Origin of the sequence: Sinomonas humi, from assembly GCF_000802235.1 — a bacterium.
Classification (GTDB): domain Bacteria; phylum Actinomycetota; class Actinomycetes; order Actinomycetales; family Micrococcaceae; genus Sinomonas; species Sinomonas humi.
Map to the genome: position 1 here is coordinate 18,976 of NZ_JTDL01000134.1, position 17,821 is coordinate 36,796.

Genomic DNA, 17,821 nt, shown 5'->3' on the forward strand with positions numbered 1-17,821 from the left:
GCCGGGCGTTAGGCTGGCCGGGTGACTCCTGACAACGCCTCCGAGCCCACCGAGCCGGTCGCCGTCGTCGTTGTTGCCGCAGGTGCCGGGACGCGTCTCGGGTACGGCGTGCCCAAGGCCCTCGTTCCGGTATGCGGCGAGCCGATGCTCGTGCGCGCGCTCCGCGGCGTCGTCGCGGCGGGTTCGGCCCGCCAGATCTGTGTCGCGGTGCCGGCGGACGACGACGAGCTGGCGGCTGTGTGCCGCGGCTTCGCCGCCGGGCTGGGCGAGACGGAGCTGGGCGAGACGGGGATGCCGGAGATCACGGTCGTCGCAGGCGGGGCCACGAGGGCGGAGTCGGTACAGTCCGCGTTGGCTGCGCTGAAGCCGGGGACAGCCCACGTCCTGGTCCACGACGCGGCCCGCCCTCTCACGCCCCCGGAGGTGTTCCATCGGGTGGTCGCCGCGCTCCGGCACGGAGCGGCTGCAGTCATCCCCGCAGTGCCTGTCGTCGACACGGTCAAGAGCGTCGCGCCCACGGTCGACGACGAGGCCTCGGTGGCGGGCGAGGTCGTCACCGGAACTCCTGCGCGGGAGACCCTCCGCGCCGTCCAGACGCCGCAGGGCTTTGACGCCGAGACGCTGCTCCACGCGCACCGGACCTCGCAGGCCTGGCCGGAAGAACGCGCCGCGGGCATCACCGATGACGCGATGCTCGTCGAGTCGCTCGGCCTTCCGGTGTACGTGGTTCCCGGCGACGCGCGTTCGCTCAAGATCACGACCCCACTCGACCTGCGGCTCGCCGAGACGCTCACAGAGGAGACCTCATGATCGTGCCGCGCACCGGCATCGGTGTGGACGTCCATGCATATGCCCCCGAAGACGACCCGCAGCCACTCTGGCTCGGCGGCCTCCTGTGGGAGGGCGAGCGGGGGCTCGCTGGTCACTCCGACGGCGATGCGGTGGCCCATGCGGCGGCGGATGCACTCTTCTCGGCAGCCGGGGTCGGCGATCTCGGCACGCACTTTGGGACAGCGCGCCCCGAATACGCGGGTGCCCCGGGGGTGATGCTGCTTGCCGAGGCGGCACGCATTGTCCGGGCGGCCGGCTTCGAGATCGGGAACATCGCGGTCCAGTTCGTCGCGCAGCGGCCGGTCTTCGCGCCCAGACGCGAGGAGTCGCAGCGGGTCCTGTCCGAGGCCGCGGGGGCTTCCGTGAGCGTCTCCGCCACGACGAGCGATCACCTTGGCTTCACGGGCAGGAGGGAGGGCATCGCGGCGATCGCGACTGCGCTCGTCTATCCGGCGCCGCCGCCCGGAGCTGCCGCGACCGATACCCTTATGAAGTGACCCTCCGCTTCTACGACTCCGCAACCCAGGAAGTCCGCGACTTCATTCCGCTCGTGCCCGGCCAGGCGAGCGTGTACTACTGCGGTGCAACGGTGCAGGGTTCGCCGCACGTGGGGCACGTCCGGTCCGCGATCGTGTTCGACCAGCTCACGCGCTGGCTCACGTACCGCGGCTTCGAGACGACCGTCGTGCGCAACGTGACCGACATCGATGACAAGATCCTCGCCAAGAGCGAGGCCTCATTCGAGCCGGGCTTCACGCCTGAAGGCACCTACCGCCCCCGCGAGCAGTGGTTCGCGCTCGCGTACCGCTACGAGCAGGAGTTCGAGAGCGCCTACGAGACGCTCGGTGTCCAGCGGCCCACCTACGAACCGCGTGCAACCGGCCACATGACGGAGATGCACGAGCTCATTGCACGGCTCATCGAGCGCGGCCACGCGTATCCGGCCGAGGACGGTTCGGGGGATGTCTACTTCGATGTCCGCTCGTGGCCCGAGTACGGCGCGCTCACGCACCAGAGCATCGACGACATGCAGGCGGCCACGGACGCCGACCCGCGGGGGAAGCGCGACCCTCGCGACTTCGCACTCTGGAAGGGCCACAAGGCTGGCGAGCCCGAGACGGCGAGCTGGCCGAGCCCTTGGGGGCGCGGTCGCCCAGGCTGGCACCTCGAATGCTCTGCGATGGCCACGAAGTACCTCGGCCCGCGCTTCGACATCCACGGTGGGGGCCTCGACCTGCGCTTCCCGCACCACGAGAACGAGCTCGCGCAGTCCACTGCGGCCGGCGACCGGTTCGCGAACTTCTGGATGCACAACGGCATGGTCACTTTCGAGGGCGAGAAGATGTCGAAGTCCGTCGGCAACGTCATTTCCCCCTCCGAGATGCTCGAGCTCGCGAGCCCCCGCGTGGTCCGCTATTACCTCGGCCAGGCTCACTACCGCTCGGTCCTCGACTACCGGCCCACGTCGCTCCAGGAGGCCGCGGCCGCCGTCGAGCGCATCGACGGGTTCATCGAGAAGGCTCAGTTGAAGGTGGACACGTTCGGTGAGACCCCTGTGCCCCCGGCGTTCGCCGCCGCTATGGACGACGACCTCAACATTCCCCAAGCGCTCGCCGTCCTCCATGAGACTGTGCGGCGGGGCAATACGGGGCTTGCGGCGGGCGATACCGAAGCGGTCGAGGAGGCCCTCGGCGAGGTCCTCGCGATGACGTCCGTGCTCGGGCTCGATGCCGCGGGAACCGTTGGCGTCGCGTACGACGACGCCGCGCACCACGCGCTGAGCGCGCTGGTCGCCGCGCAGCTCGAGGCGCGTGCAGAGGCGCGCGCGGCGAGGGACTGGGCCGCCGCGGACGCGATCCGTGACAGGCTCTCCGCCGCCGGGATCCTCGTCGAAGACTCAAGCGACGGGGCCACGTGGAGCCTCGCGCAACCCCAGATCAGCACAACCGGAACGGGAGCATAGATGGCCGTCAACGGGCGCCCCGGCGCGCGCAAGACCAAGAAGAAGGGTGCGACCGTCGGCACTGGAGGCCACGGCCGCAAGGCCCTTGAGGGCAAGGGCCCCACGCCGAAGGCCGAGGACCGCGTCTACCACAAGGCCCACCGGGCCAAGCAGCTCGCCGAGCGTTCCGCCGCGAAGCGCCAGGGCCAGCCCGGCCGGCTCGCGGAGGGACGCGGCGGCCGCCCGAAGGGCATGGAAGAGATGGTCACGGGCCGCAACTCGGTCGTCGAGGCGCTCCGCGCCGGCGTTCCCGCGAAGACCCTGTACGTCGCCGTGCGGATCGAGATGGACGATCGGGTCCGCGAGTCCATGAAGCTCGCCGCGGAGGCGGGGATTCCGCTTCTCGAGACCCAGAAGCCCGAGCTCGACCGCATGACGGGGGACGCGATCCACCAGGGCATCGCACTCCAGATCCCGCAGTACGAGTACCCCGACGCGTTCGAGCTCGTCGAGGAGACCATGGAGAAATGGCGCAAGGGCCACATCTCCTCTATGCCGTTGTTCGTCGCCCTGGACGGAATCACCGATCCGCGCAACCTCGGCGCCATCATCCGCTCCGTCTCGTCCTTCTCTGGCCAAGGCGTGATCGTGCCTGAGCGCCGCAGCGTCGGCATGACCGCGGCCGCGTGGAAGACAAGCGCCGGTGCGGCGGTGCGGGTTCCTGTCGCCAAGGCCGCGAACCTCAACACCCTCCTGCGCCAGGCGAAGGAAGCCGGGTACTTCGTGCTCGGGCTCGACGGCGACGGCGACGTGAAGCTTCCGGGCCTCGAGCTCGCGACCGAGCCGATCGTCCTTGTGGTCGGTTCGGAGGGCAAGGGGCTCTCGCGTCTCACCCGCGAGCTGTGTGATCAGATCGTCTCGATTCCGATCGACTCGCACATGGAGTCGCTCAACGCGGGAATGGCCGTCGCGATCTCGCTCTATGAGGTCTCGACCCGACGGGCCGGAACTCGCTGATGGCCGTACGCGTCGCTCTCGTTCAGCTGACCACCGGCCGCGACCTCGAGGCGAACCTCGACCTTGTCCGCAATGGGATCCGAGAGGCAGCGGCGCGCCGCGCCAGCGTCGTAGTCTTCCCCGAGGCGAGCATGCGAGCCTTCGGCAATTCCCTCGTCGACATCGCCGAGCCGCTCGACGGTCCGTGGGCGACGGCGGTGTGCGAGGCCGCGGACGAGGCGGGGGTCGTCGTCGTGGTCGGCATGTTCACGCCCGGGAACGCAGATACCGTGCGCAATACGCTGCTCGTCCACGGGCGGGGAGTCCACACCCACTACGACAAGATCCACCTTTACGACGCGTTCGGGTTCAAGGAGTCGGACACGGTCACCGCGGGCACCGAGCCGTGCCAGTTCACTCTCGACGGCGTCACGTTCGGGCTCGGGACATGCTACGACGTGCGGTTCCCGGCGCTTTTCACGGCCAACGCGGCGGCAGGAGCCCAGGTCCAGATCGTCTGTGCGTCGTGGGGCGCCGGGCCGGGTAAAGCCGAGCAATGGGACCTGCTCGTGCGAGCCCGAGCCGCTGACACGACGAGCTACGTGCTCGCGTGCGGTCAGTCGGACCCGTCGGCAGCGGGAGTCGACGCCCGCCGTGGCGCCCCGACCGGCATAGGCCGGAGCGCCGTCGTCGGCCCATACGGCAAGCTGATCGAGCGCGCGGGGGATGGACCGGAAATCCTGTACGCAGACATCGACCTCGGGGTGGTCGAGGAAGCGCGGCGAACGCTTCCTGTGCTCGCCAATCGCGTCACCCTCTAAGTAACGCATCAACCCGTGGTCAACCGGCGACAGTAGGATGGGGCGCGATGAGCAGCGACATGACCATGCCGTTGGCCTTTGTGGTCACCCCATCGCAGCCGTTTCCGCTCGGCCTCACACCGGCGCGGAGCGCGGAGCAGCAGGCAGCCCAGACAGTCAACTTGGCCGTCTACGCGCCAGGGCTCGATGCCGTGGACGTGCACTTCATCGATGCCTCCGGCGTGTGGCGCAGGGAACCTCTGCCTGAGCTGACCGACGGTGTCCACCACGGCCTCGTGGCTGGAATGCCCGAGGGGACCCGCTACGCCTTCGCCGCGCGGACCAGCAGCAACGGCAAGGTGCCGGGGCCCGGTGACGCCCAGCTTCTCCTCGATCCCTACGCTCGGGCCGTCGTGACGGTCGCGCTCCCGGACGAGGACGGCGCGGCGGAGCGCGAACAGCTCATGGGTGTGCGCGTGCACGACTACTTCGATTGGGGCGGCGTCGGCAAGCCCGGAATTCCAGGGCGCGACTCGATCATCTACGAAGCCCATGTTCGGGGCCAGAGCATGCGGCATCCGGACATCCCCGAGGAACTGCGCGGCACCTACGCAGGCATGGCGCACCCCGTGATGATCGCGCATCTCCAGCAGCTTGGGATCACTGCAGTCGAATTGCTGCCCATCCATGTGCATCTCGACGAGACCCACCTTCAGGACCTCGGCCTCGTGAACTACTGGGGCTACAACACTGCGGCCTTCTTCGCACCGCATTCGGCCTACGCGACCGCTTCGGCGCAGGCAGCTGGTCCTCAGGCGGTGCAGGACGAGGTCAAGGGCATGGTCAAGCTCCTGCATGCCGCGGGCATCGAGGTGATCCTCGACGTCGTCTACAACCACACTGCCGAGGAGGGGCCGAACGGGCCGCTCGTGAACTTCCGCGGGCTCGGCGACGCCAACTACTACCGGACCGATCCCGCGGGCCAGTACATCGACACAACGGGCTGCGGGAACACGCTCGACTTCGGCAACCCGCGCGTCGTCCAACTCGCATTGGACTCCCTCCGCTTCTGGGCCGAGGACTATCAGATTGACGGATTCCGCTTCGACCTTGCCGTGACGCTCTGCCGCGACGCGCAGCACCAGTTCACCCCGCTGCACCCTTTCCTCGTGGCGGCAGCGGCGGATCCGGTGGTCTCCCGCACCAAGCTCATTGCCGAGCCGTGGGATGTCGGCATGGGCGGCTGGCAGACGGGCCGCTTCCCCCAGGGGTGGGCCGACTGGAACGATCACTACCGCGACACGGTGCGCGACTTCTGGCTCTCGGACAGGGGTGCTATCGAGAGCGGTGGCCAGGGCGGCCCGACGGCGCGGCTCGCGGACGTCCTCTCGGGCTCGCACGGGCTGTTCGCGGGGTCCGGCCGTACGGCAATGGCGTCGATCAACTTCACGACGGCGCACGACGGCTTCACGCTCGCCGACCTGACGGCGTACCACCGCAAGCACAACGAGGCGAACGGCGAGCAGAATCGGGACGGCGCGACCAACAACCGCAGCTACAACCACGGCTTCGAGGGGCGCACAGAGGTCGAATCGATCATCGCCGCCCGCACCCAGTCCGCGAAGAACATGATGGCTACGCTCATGGTGTCGCTTGGTGTACCGATGATCACCGCCGGCGATGAGTTCGGACGGACGCAGCAGGGCAACAACAACGCCTACTGCCAGGACAACGAGACAACGTGGCTCAACTGGAAGCTCGACTCGGCAGGGCGCGAGCTCCTCGACCACACCCGCTGGCTCATCCGGATCCGCCGCGACTTCCTCGAGCGGCAGCCGCCGAGCTACCCCGCCCGCGAGGAGAGCAATTACTTCCACTGGTTCGGCGCGGACGGCCAGCCCATGGATCCGGATCGCTGGCAGGATCCGCGGCAGCGCGTCCTGCAGTTCCTCCTCGGCTCACGGGAGGGCTACCTCGATGGACTCGTTGTGATCAACGGCAGTCCGGAGGAGAAGACCCTCGTGTTCCCCGAACCGTTCAGCAACGACTACGCGTTCGAGCTCCGATACTCCACGGCGCCCCGGGGCGAGCAGCGGATAGGAACCGTCTTCGCGAGCGGTCAGGCGGACGTGGCTGAACCGTGGTCGCTCACGATCTACCGGGCACGCCTCGGGGCGCCCATGCAGCAGGCGAAGCCCGCCGCACGGACGCCCTACGGGAAGACGCCTTAGCCGGCGTTGACGACGAGGCCGAGTTCGGCCTTCGAGGCAAGGCCCTCGTGCTTGGGCATGACGCGCACGGTGTAGCCGAAGGGCCCCGAGTGCTCGATCAGGGCCTTGCCGCTGAACATGTAGCGCCCGTTGCCGAAGTTCTGCGCGGCTTCCAGCTCCTCGATCCGCGTGTGGGTGAGCTCGTCGCTCTCATCCACGCGCCCGTAGCCGAGTTCGACGAGGACATCGCTCGGGTTGAGGACCCCTAGGTTGAGGTAGGCATTGACACGCAGGGTGTCGCCGATCTGCGGCACCTCCGAGAGCCCGCTCGAATCGATGTGCTCGACGTGCACTTGGGACCAGTTCGTCCGAACGTGCTTGGTCCACGCCGCAAGCTCACGCGCCTGCCGGAAGTCGTCCGCCCGAACCGAACGGCCCGATGCCGCGGCCGGGGTGTACAGCTCCCGGACGTAGTCCCCGAGCATGCGGTCGGCGGAGACGGCCGGCCCGAGGTGCGAGAGCGTGTGCTTGATCATCGAGATCCAGCTCTTCGGCACCCCGTGCGGGCTGTCGATCGATGGCCCAGCGGCGCCTGCCGACTCCGCGCCTGCCGCACGATTGGGGACGCCGTAGAAGCGAGGGGCGATCTGGTTCTCGAGGAGATCGTAGAGCGCCGCCGCCTCCACGTCGTCGCGCTCTTGGGCGCTCGCTTTGTCTCCTGCCGTCGGGATGGCCCAGCCGTTCTGCCCGTCGTACATCTCGTCCCACCAGCCGTCGAGCACGGAGAGGTTGAGCGAGCCGTTGATCGCAGCCTTCATGCCCGACGTTCCGCAGGCCTCGAGCGGGCGGAGCGGGTTGTTGAGCCAGACATCGCAGCCCGGGAACAGCGTGCGCGCCATCGCAATGTCGTAGTTCGGGAGGAATGCGATCCGGTGCCGGACCTCGGGATCGTCCGTGAACCGGACGAGGTCCTGGATCATTCGCTTGCCCGCTTCGTCGGCCGGGTGCGACTTGCCGGCGACGACGATCTGAACCGGGTGCTCAGGGTCGAGCAGGAGCCGCTTGAGCCGTGCGGGGTCGCGCAGCATGAGCGTGAGGCGCTTGTAGGTCGGCACGCGTCGGGCGAAGCCGATCGTGAGCACGTCGGGATCGAGCACGGTGTCGGTCCAGCGCAGCTCGGCATCCGCGGCGCCGCGCTTCTTCCACGAGGCGCGCAGCCGCCGTCGTACGTCCTCGATCAGACGGCCGCGGAGCTTCCGCCGCACCGCCCAGATCTCCTCGTCGCTCACGTTGAACACGAGATCCCAGCGGCCGCCCACGGCCGCACCCGGCTCCATGAGCTCCGCCATCGTCGTGACGCTCGGGTCGATCCACGTGGGAACATGCACGCCGTTCGTGACGGACGTGATCGGCACCTCCGAGTGGTCGAAGCCCGGCCAGAGCCCGGAGAACATGGCGCGGGAAACCGCGCCGTGGAGCTTCGCGACGCCGTTGGCACGCTGCGCGAGCCGGAGCCCCATGACGGCCATATTGAACACGGAGGGGTCTCCGCCGTCGTAGCTCTCGCGCCCCAGCTCGAGGATCTTGCCCGTCGGTACGTCGGGCGCGAGCCCAGCGTCGAAGAAGTACTTGATCTGGGCAGCGTCGAAGCGGTCGATGCCGGCGGCAACCGGGGTGTGGGTCGTGAAGACCGTCGACGCCCGGCCCGCGACGAGTGCCTCGTCCCAGCTCAGGGGATCCGCCGCGGACATGAGCTCCTGGATCCGTTCGATCCCGAGGAAGCCTGCGTGGCCCTCGTTCGTGTGGAAGACCTCGGGCGTGTGGCAGCCCGTGAGCCGCTCGAAGATGCGGAGCGCCTTGACGCCGCCCATGCCGAGGAGGAGTTCCTGCTGGAGGCGGTGGTCGCCGCCGCCTCCGTAGAGCCGGTCGGTGATGGCGCGAGCGCCGTCGTCGTTGGTCGGCACGTTGGAGTCGAGCAGGAGCAGGGGGACGCGCCCGACGTCGGCACGCCACAGGTACGCGTGCAGCTTGCGGCCGTTGGGCAGCGGGAGAGTGACGACGGCGGGGGTGCCGTCCTCCTCCTTGACGAGCGTGAGGGGGAGGGCATCCGGGTCGAGGACCGGGTAGGTCTCCTGCTGCCAGGCGTCGCGTGAGAGGGCCTGCTTGAAGTAGCCGGACTGGTAGAGGAGGCCGACTCCGATGAGCGGCACGCCGAGGTCCGAGGCGGCCTTGAGGTGATCGCCCGCAAGGATGCCCAGGCCGCCCGAGTACTGGGGGAGCACCTCGGTGATGCCGAATTCGGGGGAGAAGTAGGCGACGCACCGCGGCGCCTCGGCGCCGAGCGTCTGGTACCAGCGCGGCTCCTCGAGGTAGCGGCGCAGGTCCTCGCCCGCCTCGGCGACGCGTTCGACGACGTCCGGGTCGGCGGCGAGGGCGACGAGCTTCTCGCGGGTGACCGAACCGAGGAACCCGATCGGATCGTGCCGGCTTTCGGCCCACAGATCCGGATCAAGGCTCTCGAAGAGATCCCGTGTGGGCTGATGCCACGACCACCGCAGATTCGTGGCGAGGGACGCCAGAGCCTTGATGGGTTCGGGGAGGACTGTACGGACGGTGAACCGACGAATGGCCTTCACGTGCGCCACCCTATCCGAGGGCGAGACGATGCTGAATACCATCAGGTAACGAGCCGGTGAATGACGTACGCAGGGCCTCCATGACCGACTCGCTTGCGCGTCACGCCCTTCGCTTTCGTCACCGGCTCCGGCTATCGTGGCGATGAATCGGCCCTCAGGGCTCGGCCTTCGCGGTTCGAACCCTGGGGCCGCGTCCGCCGCGAAAGGATTCCGCAGTGCCTGGACTCGAGACCGCGCTCCCCAACAACCTCCGCTTCGGGCGGTTCCCCATCACCGACGTCTCGCCGCTTGTCGAGGGCGGACGATTCCCGGCCAAGGCCCTTCCGGGCGAGCAGATCGTCGTCAGCGCGACAGCCACGCGGGAAGGGCACGACGCGCTCGGCGTCACGGCCGTCCTGTACAGCCCGCGCGGCGACGAGCAGCAGCGCGTCCGTCTTGAGTCGCTCGGCCCTGGGCTCGACCGCTGGGGCGGGGTGCTCACGCCAGGCGAGCCGGGCCTCTGGAGCTTCGCGATCGAGGCCTGGCACGATCGGTACGGCACCTGGCACCACAACGCGGACGTGAAGGTCGCGGCCGGGGTCGACGTCGAACTCATGCTCGCCGAGGGTGCGAAGCTTCTGGGCGAAGCGGCCGACGACGATGCTCGCCCCGCCGGCGACAGGGACGTCCTGCGGGCGGCCGCGGGGATTTTGGGCGATCAGAATCGGTCCGTCGAGGAGCGTCTCGCGGCGGGGGAAACTCCTCAGGTTCTGGGGGTCATCGAGCGCCAGCCGATCCGCGAGCTTGTGACCGAGACCGAGCATTTCCCGCTTCTCGTAGAGCGCGACCGGGCGGGTCGAGGTGCCTGGTACGAGTTCTTCCCGCGCTCCGAGGGCGCCGTCCGCAACCCTGAAACGGGTGAGTGGACCTCGGGGAACTTCCGGACCGCGGCCGAAAGGCTTCCGGGCGTTGCCGGGATGGGCTTCGACGTCATCTATCTCCCGCCGATCCACCCGATCGGGTTCGCGTTCCGCAAGGGGCCCAACAACTCCCTCAACGCCGGCCCGGGCGATCCCGGCTCGCCGTGGGCCATCGGCTCGTCCGAGGGCGGCCATGACGCCATCCACCCAGACCTCGGGACCTTCGAGGACTTCGACGCGTTCGTGGCCCGCGCGAATGAGGTCGGCCTCGAGGTGGCCCTCGACCTCGCGCTCCAGGCCTCGCCTGATCACCCTTGGGTCCAGTCCCACCCCGAGTGGTTCACCACCCGCGTGGACGGCTCGATTGCCTACGCCGAGAACCCGCCGAAGAAGTACCAGGACATCTATCCGCTCAACTTCGACAATGATCCCGAGGGCCTGAGCAAGGAAGTGCTGCGAATCGTCAACCTGTGGATCGACCACGGGGTGAGGATCTTCCGGGTGGACAACCCCCACACCAAGCCTGTGTGGTTCTGGGAATGGCTCATCGGCAAGGTCAACGAGGAACACGGCGACGTCGTTTTCCTCGCCGAGGCGTTCACGCGGCCAGCGATGATGAAGGCGCTCGGGCGTGCGGGATTCCAGCAGTCCTACAGCTATTTCACGTGGCGGAACACCCGTGAAGAGCTTGAGGAGTTCCTCACGATGATCTCGAAGGAGTGGGCTCCCTTCTACCGCCCGAACCTCTTCGTGAACACGCCGGACATCCTCACCGAGTACCTCCAGTACGGCGGCATTCCGGCGTTCAAGGCCCGGGCCGTGATCGCGTCGATGGCTGCGCCGTCGTGGGGCGTCTACGCGGGGTTCGAACTCTTCGAGCACGTTGCCCGGCCGGGGGCCGAGGAGTACATCGACAACGAGAAGTACGAGTACAAGCAGCGCGACTGGGCGCGGGCCGAGGCCGAGGGCCGCTCCCTCGCTCCTTACATCACCCGGCTCAACGAGATCCGCCACGCGCATCCGGCGCTCGATGACCTTCAGAACCTGACGCTCCACTGGAGCACGGACGAGGCGACGCTCGTGTTCTCGAAGCACAAGGTCCTCGGGGACGGCACGAAGGACACGCTCATCGTCGTCGTCAACGTCGACCCCCACAGCGCCCGCGAATCGTCCGTGCACCTCGACCTCGAATCGCTCGATCTCGACCCCGAGCTCTTCGACAGTGAGGGGAAGTTCCGTGTTGACGACCTGATTTCGGGGCAAAGCTGGCAATGGGGAGTTGACAACTACGTCCGACTCGACGCCTACGTTGAGCCCGCGCACATTCTGCACGTGCGGCGCTAGGCGGCGGGAGAGGGGCGCTAGCCGACCGCACTGGCTGGCGCTACCGTAGCTTCACTGCCCGGATACGTCGGCAAGACCGTCGGAAGGAGCAAACGCCAGATGAACCTAGGCCAGCAGGCGAAGCAGAACTTCAATGTGAACGCGCCAGGTCTCCAACACGATCCGTACTGGTATCGCAAGGCAGTGTTCTACGAGGTTCTCGTCAGGGCTTTTGCGGACGCGAACGGTGACGGATCCGGCGACATCCAAGGCCTCATCGACAAGCTCGACTACCTGCAATGGCTTGGGGTTGACTGCCTCTGGCTGCCACCGTTCTTCGAGTCCCCGCTCCGGGACGGCGGCTACGACGTCTCGGACTACGAGTCGGTCCTGCCGGAGTTCGGCTCGATCAGCGACTTCCAGCGACTCGTTGCCGAGGCACATGCCCGCGGTGTCCGCATCATCATCGACCTCCCGCTCAACCACACCTCGGACCAGCACCGCTGGTTCCAGGAGTCCCGGCGGAACCCGGACGGCCCTTACGGCGACTTCTATGTGTGGAGCGACACCGACCAGAAGTACACCGACGCCCGCATCATCTTCATCGACACTGAGGAGTCGAACTGGACGTTCGACCCGATCCGCCGGCAGTTCTTCTGGCACCGGTTCTTCAGCCACCAGCCGGACCTCAACTTCGAGAACCCGGCGGTCGTCGAGGCCGTCTTCGACGTCTTCAAGTTCTGGCTTGACCAAGGCGTGGACGGCATCCGGGCGGACGCGATTCCCTACCTCTTCGAAGAGGAGGGCACCAATTGCGAGAACCTGCCCGCGACGCACGAGTTCCTCGTCAAGCTGCGAGCGATGATGGACCAGAAGTACCCGGGCCGCATCATCATCGCCGAGGCGAACCAGCCGCCGCACGAGGTGGTCGAATACTTCGGCACAGAGGAAGCCCCGGAGTGCCACATGGCGTTCCACTTCCCGATCATGCCGCGCCTCTACTACGCGCTCCGCGACCAGCGGGCCAAGCCGATCATCGACACCATGATCGACACGCCCGCAATCCCGCCGGGCGCCCAGTGGGGCACCTTCCTGCGCAACCACGACGAGCTCACGCTTGAGATGGTGACCATCGAGGAACGCGAGGCGATGCTCGGCTGGTACGCATCGGACCCCCGAATGCGGGCGAACATCGGCATCCGGCGCAGACTGGCGCCGCTCCTCGACAACTCGCGGCACGAGATCGAGCTCATCAACGCGCTCCTGCTCTCGCTCCCCGGGAGCCCTTTCCTCTATTACGGGGATGAGGTGGGCATGGGTGACAACATCTGGCTCCAGGACCGTGATGCGGTCCGCACGCCCATGCAGTGGAACCCCGACAGGAACGCGGGCTTCTCGGTCGCGGATCCCGGCAAGCTCTACCTGCCGACCATCCAATCCCTCGTCTACAACTATTCGATGGCCAACGTGGAAGCCGAGATGGCCCACTCGGGTTCGCTCCTGCGCTGGACGAGGAACATCCTCGGTGTACGCCGCGGGCACCCCGTGTTCGGGCTCGGCTCGTATCGCAACATCGACGCAGACGTCGAGCAGGTGCTCGCGTTCGTCCGCGAGCTCAAACCGAACGAGGTCCCCGGCGAGCCAGGGGAGACTGTGCTCTGCGTCTTCAATCTCTCTGGCCATCCCGTGGCTTCGCACCTCGATTTGGCGGGGTTCGAGGGGCGCGGTCTCCGTGACCTGTTCGGCGGCGAACCGTTCTCGCAGGTCGGCCCTGATGGGCGGTTCCACGTGACGTTGGGCCCGCACGGCTACTACTGGCTCCGGATCCGAAGTGCAGGGAGCGTGCCGAGCAGCCCGTTTACTCAGGCGATGCCGATCATCACCGCAAGTGGTGCGGTCACCCATGAGGGGGAATTGGTCGAATGACGCACACCGAAGAAGAGCCCATCCTCACTCCGCCGCTCGCCGAGCTCCTCGAGCGCTGGCTTCCGTCCCAGCGCTGGTATCCGGCGAAGGGGCGCCAGGCAGAGTTCGCCAGGACGGGCAGTGTTCGCCTCGAAGACCCCGAGGGAAAGGTGGACATCGAGATCCACCTCGTCAGGGTCAAGGCCGGCCGGCTCGAAGTCGTCCTGAACGTCCCCGTCACCTACCGAGACGAGCCGCTTCCGGACGCCGGGCACGCCCTCATCGGGCGAAGCGAACATTCCGCGTTCGGCGCGCGCTGGATCTACGACGGCGTGCACGACCCCGCCTTCGTCAGGGCTCTTCTCGCCCTGATTTCCTCCGGGGGGCCGGCTAAGGCAGGGACGGCGTGGGGACGTACCAGCGGCGCTGGCCGCATTCCGGACGGGGAGATCTCGTGCCGCGTCCTCTCCAGCGAGCAGTCGAACACGTCCATCATCGTGCGCTCCGCCGACGCCGAGGCCATGGTCAAGGTTCTCCGCCAGCCCGCCGACGGCCTCAATCCCGAGGTCGAGCTCGGCGCAGCTCTCGCCCGTGCCGGTGCGAGCGATGTGCCCGCGACCCTCGGCTGGGTCGACGGCGCATGGCGGCTCCACGGTGAGGGATCAGCGCGCGGCCAGCTCGCCGTCGTCCATGAATTCCTGCCCGGCGGGAAGGATCTGTGGCAGCTCGCGCTCGACGCCGCGGCGGCGGGTGAGGACTTCTCGGGGCATGCGCGGGGGCTCGGAGGGGCGACGGCGCGCGTCCACCAGGCGCTCGAGGCGAGCCTCGGCAGCGAGGAGCTGGACAACGACGCCGCAATCGAGTTTGTGGGCGTCCTCGCCGATCGGCTCCGGACGGCGTGGCGGGAGGTACGCGAGAGCGTTGGGCTGCCCGATGCGGTGCTCGAAAGGCTCCTTGAGACGCTGGCCGGGGAGGCCGCGGGGCTGCGCGTCCAGCGGGTCCACGGTGACCTTCACCTTGGCCAGATCCTGTATTTCCCGGGGCATGAGACGCGCCCCTACGCAATCCTCGACTTCGAGGGCGAGCCATTGCGGCCTGTCGCAGAGCGGAGCCGCCCGGACGTTCCGCTGCGCGACGTCGTCGGCATGCTGCGATCGTTCGACTATGCCGCTGGCGCTGCGGAGCGCACTGTGCCGGCTGCCCGCGTCACCGAGGGTTGGGCGGACGCTGCCGGCCGGGCATTCTGGGAGGGCTACGCTGAGGTCTTGCCTCAGCCGGACCCCTTCGAGGGACCGCTCTTCGCGGCCCTCTGGCTCGACAAAGCGCTTTATGAGGTCGGGTACGAGGAACGGAACCGTCCGGCCTGGGCCGAGATCCCGCTGCGCGCGGTCCGCACTGCGCTCGGCGCGTACGTTCCCGGAGGCGAGCACGCTGTGCCCCTCGATTCAGACAGACTTGCAGAAGCGACGGCGGCAAGCCGCGCAGGAGAGGAGAGTGACGTGTCAGAGCACACCGAGCAGGAGGGTGCGGCCCTGGGGAGGGTGGATTCCATCGCCCCGATTCCCGTCCCCCAGGATGTACTGAGCCGCGTCGCGTCCGGATCGTTCCACGCACCCCACGCCGTCCTCGGCGCGCATCTCGGCGAAGACGGAACGATCACCATCCGAACGCTCAAGCACCTCGCGACCGGAGTCACAGCGATCACTCCCGAGGGCAGGATTCCTCTGCACCACGAGTCGCACGGGGTCTGGGTCGTCGTACTTCCGCCCAGGGAAGACGGCGGCGTGCCCGACTATCGGCTCGAGGTCGAGTACGGGGACGGACACGTGGTGAGCGTCGACGACCCGTACCGCTTCATGCCGACGCTCGGCGAGCTGGACCTGTACCTGATCGGAGAGGGCCGGCACGAGCAGCTGTGGAAGGCACTGGGCGCTCGCGTCCAGCACTTCCACTCCGTGATGGGGGACATCGAGGGAACGGCGTTCTCCGTCTGGGCCCCGAATGCCCAAGCCGTGCAGGTGAAGGGCGATTTCAACGGCTGGGACGGGCGCGAGCACGCGATGCGCAGCCTCGGCTCCTCCGGCGTCTGGGAGATCTTCATCCCGGGCGTTGTAGCAGGGGCGTGCTACAAGTTCGGCATCCTTACGAAGTCGGGCCACTGGATCGAGCGCGCGGATCCCATGGCGTTCGGAACCGAGGTTCCGCCCCGGACGGCGTCTCGGGTTGTCGAGTCGCGGTACGCGTTCAAGGACGAAGAGTGGATGCGGGCGCGCGCCGTCCGCGACCCCCACAACCTGCCCATGAGCGTCTACGAGGTGCATCTCGGCTCGTGGCGGCCGGGGCTCAGCTATCGCGAACTCGCGACGGAACTTGTCGCGTACGTCAAGGAAATGGGCTTCACCCACGTCGAGTTCATGCCCGTCGCCGAGCACCCGTTCGGCGGCTCGTGGGGCTATCAGGTCACGTCCTACTATGCCCCGACTTCGCGATTCGGCCATCCGAACGACTTCCGGTATCTCGTCGACCAACTCCACCAGGCCGGGATCGGCGTGATCGTGGACTGGGTGCCCGCTCACTTCCCGAAAGATGAATGGGCGCTCGCCCGCTTCGACGGCGAACCACTGTACGAGCACGCGGACCCGATGCAGGGCGAGCACCCCGACTGGGGAACGTACATCTTCAACTTCGGCCGCACTGAGGTTCGTAACTTCCTCGTGGCCAATGCCCTGTTCTGGTTCGAGGAGTATCACATCGACGGTCTCCGCGTGGATGCCGTCGCCTCGATGCTCTACCTCGACTACTCCCGCAAGGAAGGGCAGTGGAGGCCCAACCAGTTCGGCGGCCGCGAGAACCTCGAGGCGATCTCCTTCCTCCAGGAGGCGAACGCCACTGCGTACAAGCGGAACCCCGGCATCGTCATGATCGCCGAAGAGTCCACCGCCTTCCCTGGCGTCACCAAGCCGACGTCGATGAACGGCCTCGGCTTCGGGCTCAAATGGAACATGGGGTGGATGCACGATTCCCTCCAGTACATGCACGAGAACCCGATCAACCGCCGCTGGCACCACAACCAGATCACGTTCTCGATCATGTACGCGTTCAGCGAGAACTTCCTGCTCCCGATCAGCCATGACGAGGTGGTCCACGGCAAGGGGTCGATGCTGCGAAAGATGCCGGGGGACCGGTGGCAGCAGCTCGCGAACCTGCGGGCCTTCTACGCCTACCAGTGGGCGCACCCAGGCAAGCAGCTCATCTTCATGGGCTGCGAGTTCGGGCAGGAGGGGGAGTGGAATCAGGAGCATGGCCTCGACTGGTGGCTCGCTGATACTGAACCCCACAAGGGACTTCAGCGGCTGATCCGGGATCTCAATGAGGTGTACAGCGAGACGCCTGCGCTCTACACCCAGGACAACGACCCGGCCGGATTCGAGTGGATCCGCGGAGACGACGGGGATCACAACGTCGTCTCGTTCATTCGTTGGTCGGCTGACGGCCAGCCGCTCGTCTGCATTGTGAACTTCGCCGGAAACCCGCACTTGGACTACACGGCCGGCGTCCCCTTGAGCGGCGCGTGGCGGGAGGTCGTGAACACCGACGCCACCGAGTACGGCGGATCGGGCGTCACCAACGGTGGGCTCGTGATGGCTGAGGCGCGCGAATGGGACGGAAAGCCCGCCGCCGTGACGCTCACCCTGCCGCCGCTGGGCGCCGTGTACCTCGTGCCAGATTCTCAGGAGTGAAGGACCGGCGCGTGAGTTGAGCGACTGACGTGAGTTGAGCGCGGGCGGCAGAGGTTCGCGAAGCAGAAGGGGAGGGCCCGGAATCCACGGATTCCGGGCCCTCCCGCTGTGCTGGCTGGACGGTTGGCACTCGCGCTGGAGGGGTGGTATAGTCATATCCCGCGCCACCGAGAACGGCGGCGCGAAGACTTCTTGTTCAACACCACCAAGCCCGCTGGCCGAACGGCCGGTTTGACTCGGTGAGGCAGAACAGGTAGGTTAGGAAAGTTGCTTCGGAGCGGGCCAGAGTGTTCTGGTGGGGTTCCGGAGGGGCCTGTTGTTTGAGAACTCAATAGTGTGCCATGTTTGATTCGATGCCATTTTTTTTGATTGGCTGATGCTGTTCTGCGCGCACCCCCGTGTGTGTGGGATGGTTTTGGCTGGGGTCGGGTTTCTGGTGCGTCTTTTCCGGGCGTGCTGGTTTCCTTTTTGTTTTTCGTTTTTTTTGACGGAGAGTTTGATCCTGGCTCAGGATGAACGCTGGCGGCGTGCTTAACACA

General features: G+C 67.3%; 11 protein-coding genes. 9 read left to right on the forward strand and 2 right to left on the reverse strand.

Annotated features, from left to right (window positions below):
• Positions 1–21: 21 nt before the first annotated feature.
• Genes ispD through glgX form a run of 6 tightly spaced genes read left to right on the forward strand, consistent with a single transcriptional unit; the run spans position 22 to position 6,800 of the window.
• Positions 22–810, forward strand: coding sequence for a 2-C-methyl-D-erythritol 4-phosphate cytidylyltransferase (gene ispD, locus LK10_RS13925; RefSeq protein WP_043124851.1), 789 nt, complete (start codon positions 22–24; stop codon positions 808–810).
• Positions 807–1,328: a 2-C-methyl-D-erythritol 2,4-cyclodiphosphate synthase gene (gene ispF / locus LK10_RS13930; protein ID WP_043124852.1), complete on the forward strand. Its 522-nt coding sequence runs from the start codon at positions 807–809 to the stop codon at positions 1,326–1,328. The genes ispD and ispF overlap by 4 nt, the downstream gene beginning before the upstream one ends.
• The gene (gene cysS, locus LK10_RS13935) at positions 1,325–2,794 is read left to right on the forward strand and encodes a cysteine--tRNA ligase (protein ID WP_043124853.1); all 1,470 of its coding nucleotides are present in this window, start codon (positions 1,325–1,327) and stop codon (positions 2,792–2,794) included. The genes ispF and cysS overlap by 4 nt, the downstream gene beginning before the upstream one ends.
• Positions 2,795–3,790 carry a 23S rRNA (guanosine(2251)-2'-O)-methyltransferase RlmB gene (gene rlmB, locus LK10_RS13940; RefSeq protein WP_043124854.1) on the forward strand — a complete coding sequence of 332 codons (996 nt, stop codon included), beginning with the start codon at positions 2,795–2,797 and terminating at the stop codon, positions 3,788–3,790.
• A complete protein-coding gene (locus tag LK10_RS13945) occupies positions 3,790–4,590 on the forward strand; it encodes a carbon-nitrogen hydrolase family protein (protein WP_043124855.1) in 801 nt (266 codons plus the stop codon). The genes rlmB and LK10_RS13945 overlap by 1 nt, the downstream gene beginning before the upstream one ends.
• Before the next feature lie 59 nt (positions 4,591–4,649).
• A complete protein-coding gene (gene glgX, locus LK10_RS13950) occupies positions 4,650–6,800 on the forward strand; it encodes a glycogen debranching protein GlgX (RefSeq protein WP_081998551.1) in 2,151 nt (716 codons plus the stop codon).
• Here the strand turns inward: glgX and glgP are convergent.
• Positions 6,797–9,415 (reverse strand): alpha-glucan family phosphorylase, encoded by a 2,619-nt coding sequence (gene glgP, locus LK10_RS13955; RefSeq protein WP_197061946.1) that lies wholly within the window; start codon positions 9,413–9,415, stop codon positions 6,797–6,799. The two genes, glgX and glgP, sit on opposite strands and share 4 nt — an antisense overlap.
• A 215-nt stretch (positions 9,416–9,630) precedes the next feature.
• Between glgP and LK10_RS13960 the strand changes: the two genes are divergently transcribed.
• From LK10_RS13960 to glgB, 3 genes are all read left to right on the forward strand, one after another.
• Positions 9,631–11,658: an alpha-1,4-glucan--maltose-1-phosphate maltosyltransferase gene (locus LK10_RS13960; RefSeq protein WP_043124856.1), complete on the forward strand. Its 2,028-nt coding sequence runs from the start codon at positions 9,631–9,633 to the stop codon at positions 11,656–11,658.
• A gap of 99 nt (positions 11,659–11,757) precedes the next feature.
• A complete protein-coding gene (gene treS / locus LK10_RS13965) occupies positions 11,758–13,563 on the forward strand; it encodes a maltose alpha-D-glucosyltransferase (protein WP_043124857.1) in 1,806 nt (601 codons plus the stop codon).
• Positions 13,560–17,282, forward strand: coding sequence for a 1,4-alpha-glucan branching protein GlgB (glgB, locus tag LK10_RS13970; protein ID WP_043124859.1), 3,723 nt, complete (start codon positions 13,560–13,562; stop codon positions 17,280–17,282). Before treS ends, glgB begins: the two co-directional genes overlap by 4 nt.
• 328 nt (positions 17,283–17,610) lie before the next feature.
• Here glgB and LK10_RS22670 read toward each other — a convergent pair.
• The coding region (locus tag LK10_RS22670) for a hypothetical protein (RefSeq protein ID WP_231567773.1) at positions 17,611–17,821 on the reverse strand (211 nt) is incomplete at its 5' end.

Coding starts and splice junctions, on each gene's coding strand:
- ispF (WP_043124852.1), top strand. CDS start 807: ATGATCGTGCCGCGCACCGGCATCGGTGTGGACGTCCATGCATATGCC.
- rlmB (WP_043124854.1), top strand. CDS start 2,795: ATGGCCGTCAACGGGCGCCCCGGCGCGCGCAAGACCAAGAAGAAGGGT.
- LK10_RS13945 (WP_043124855.1), top strand. CDS start 3,790: ATGGCCGTACGCGTCGCTCTCGTTCAGCTGACCACCGGCCGCGACCTC.
- glgX (WP_081998551.1), top strand. CDS start 4,650: ATGACCATGCCGTTGGCCTTTGTGGTCACCCCATCGCAGCCGTTTCCG.
- treS (WP_043124857.1), top strand. CDS start 11,758: ATGAACCTAGGCCAGCAGGCGAAGCAGAACTTCAATGTGAACGCGCCA.
- glgB (WP_043124859.1), top strand. CDS start 13,560: ATGACGCACACCGAAGAAGAGCCCATCCTCACTCCGCCGCTCGCCGAG.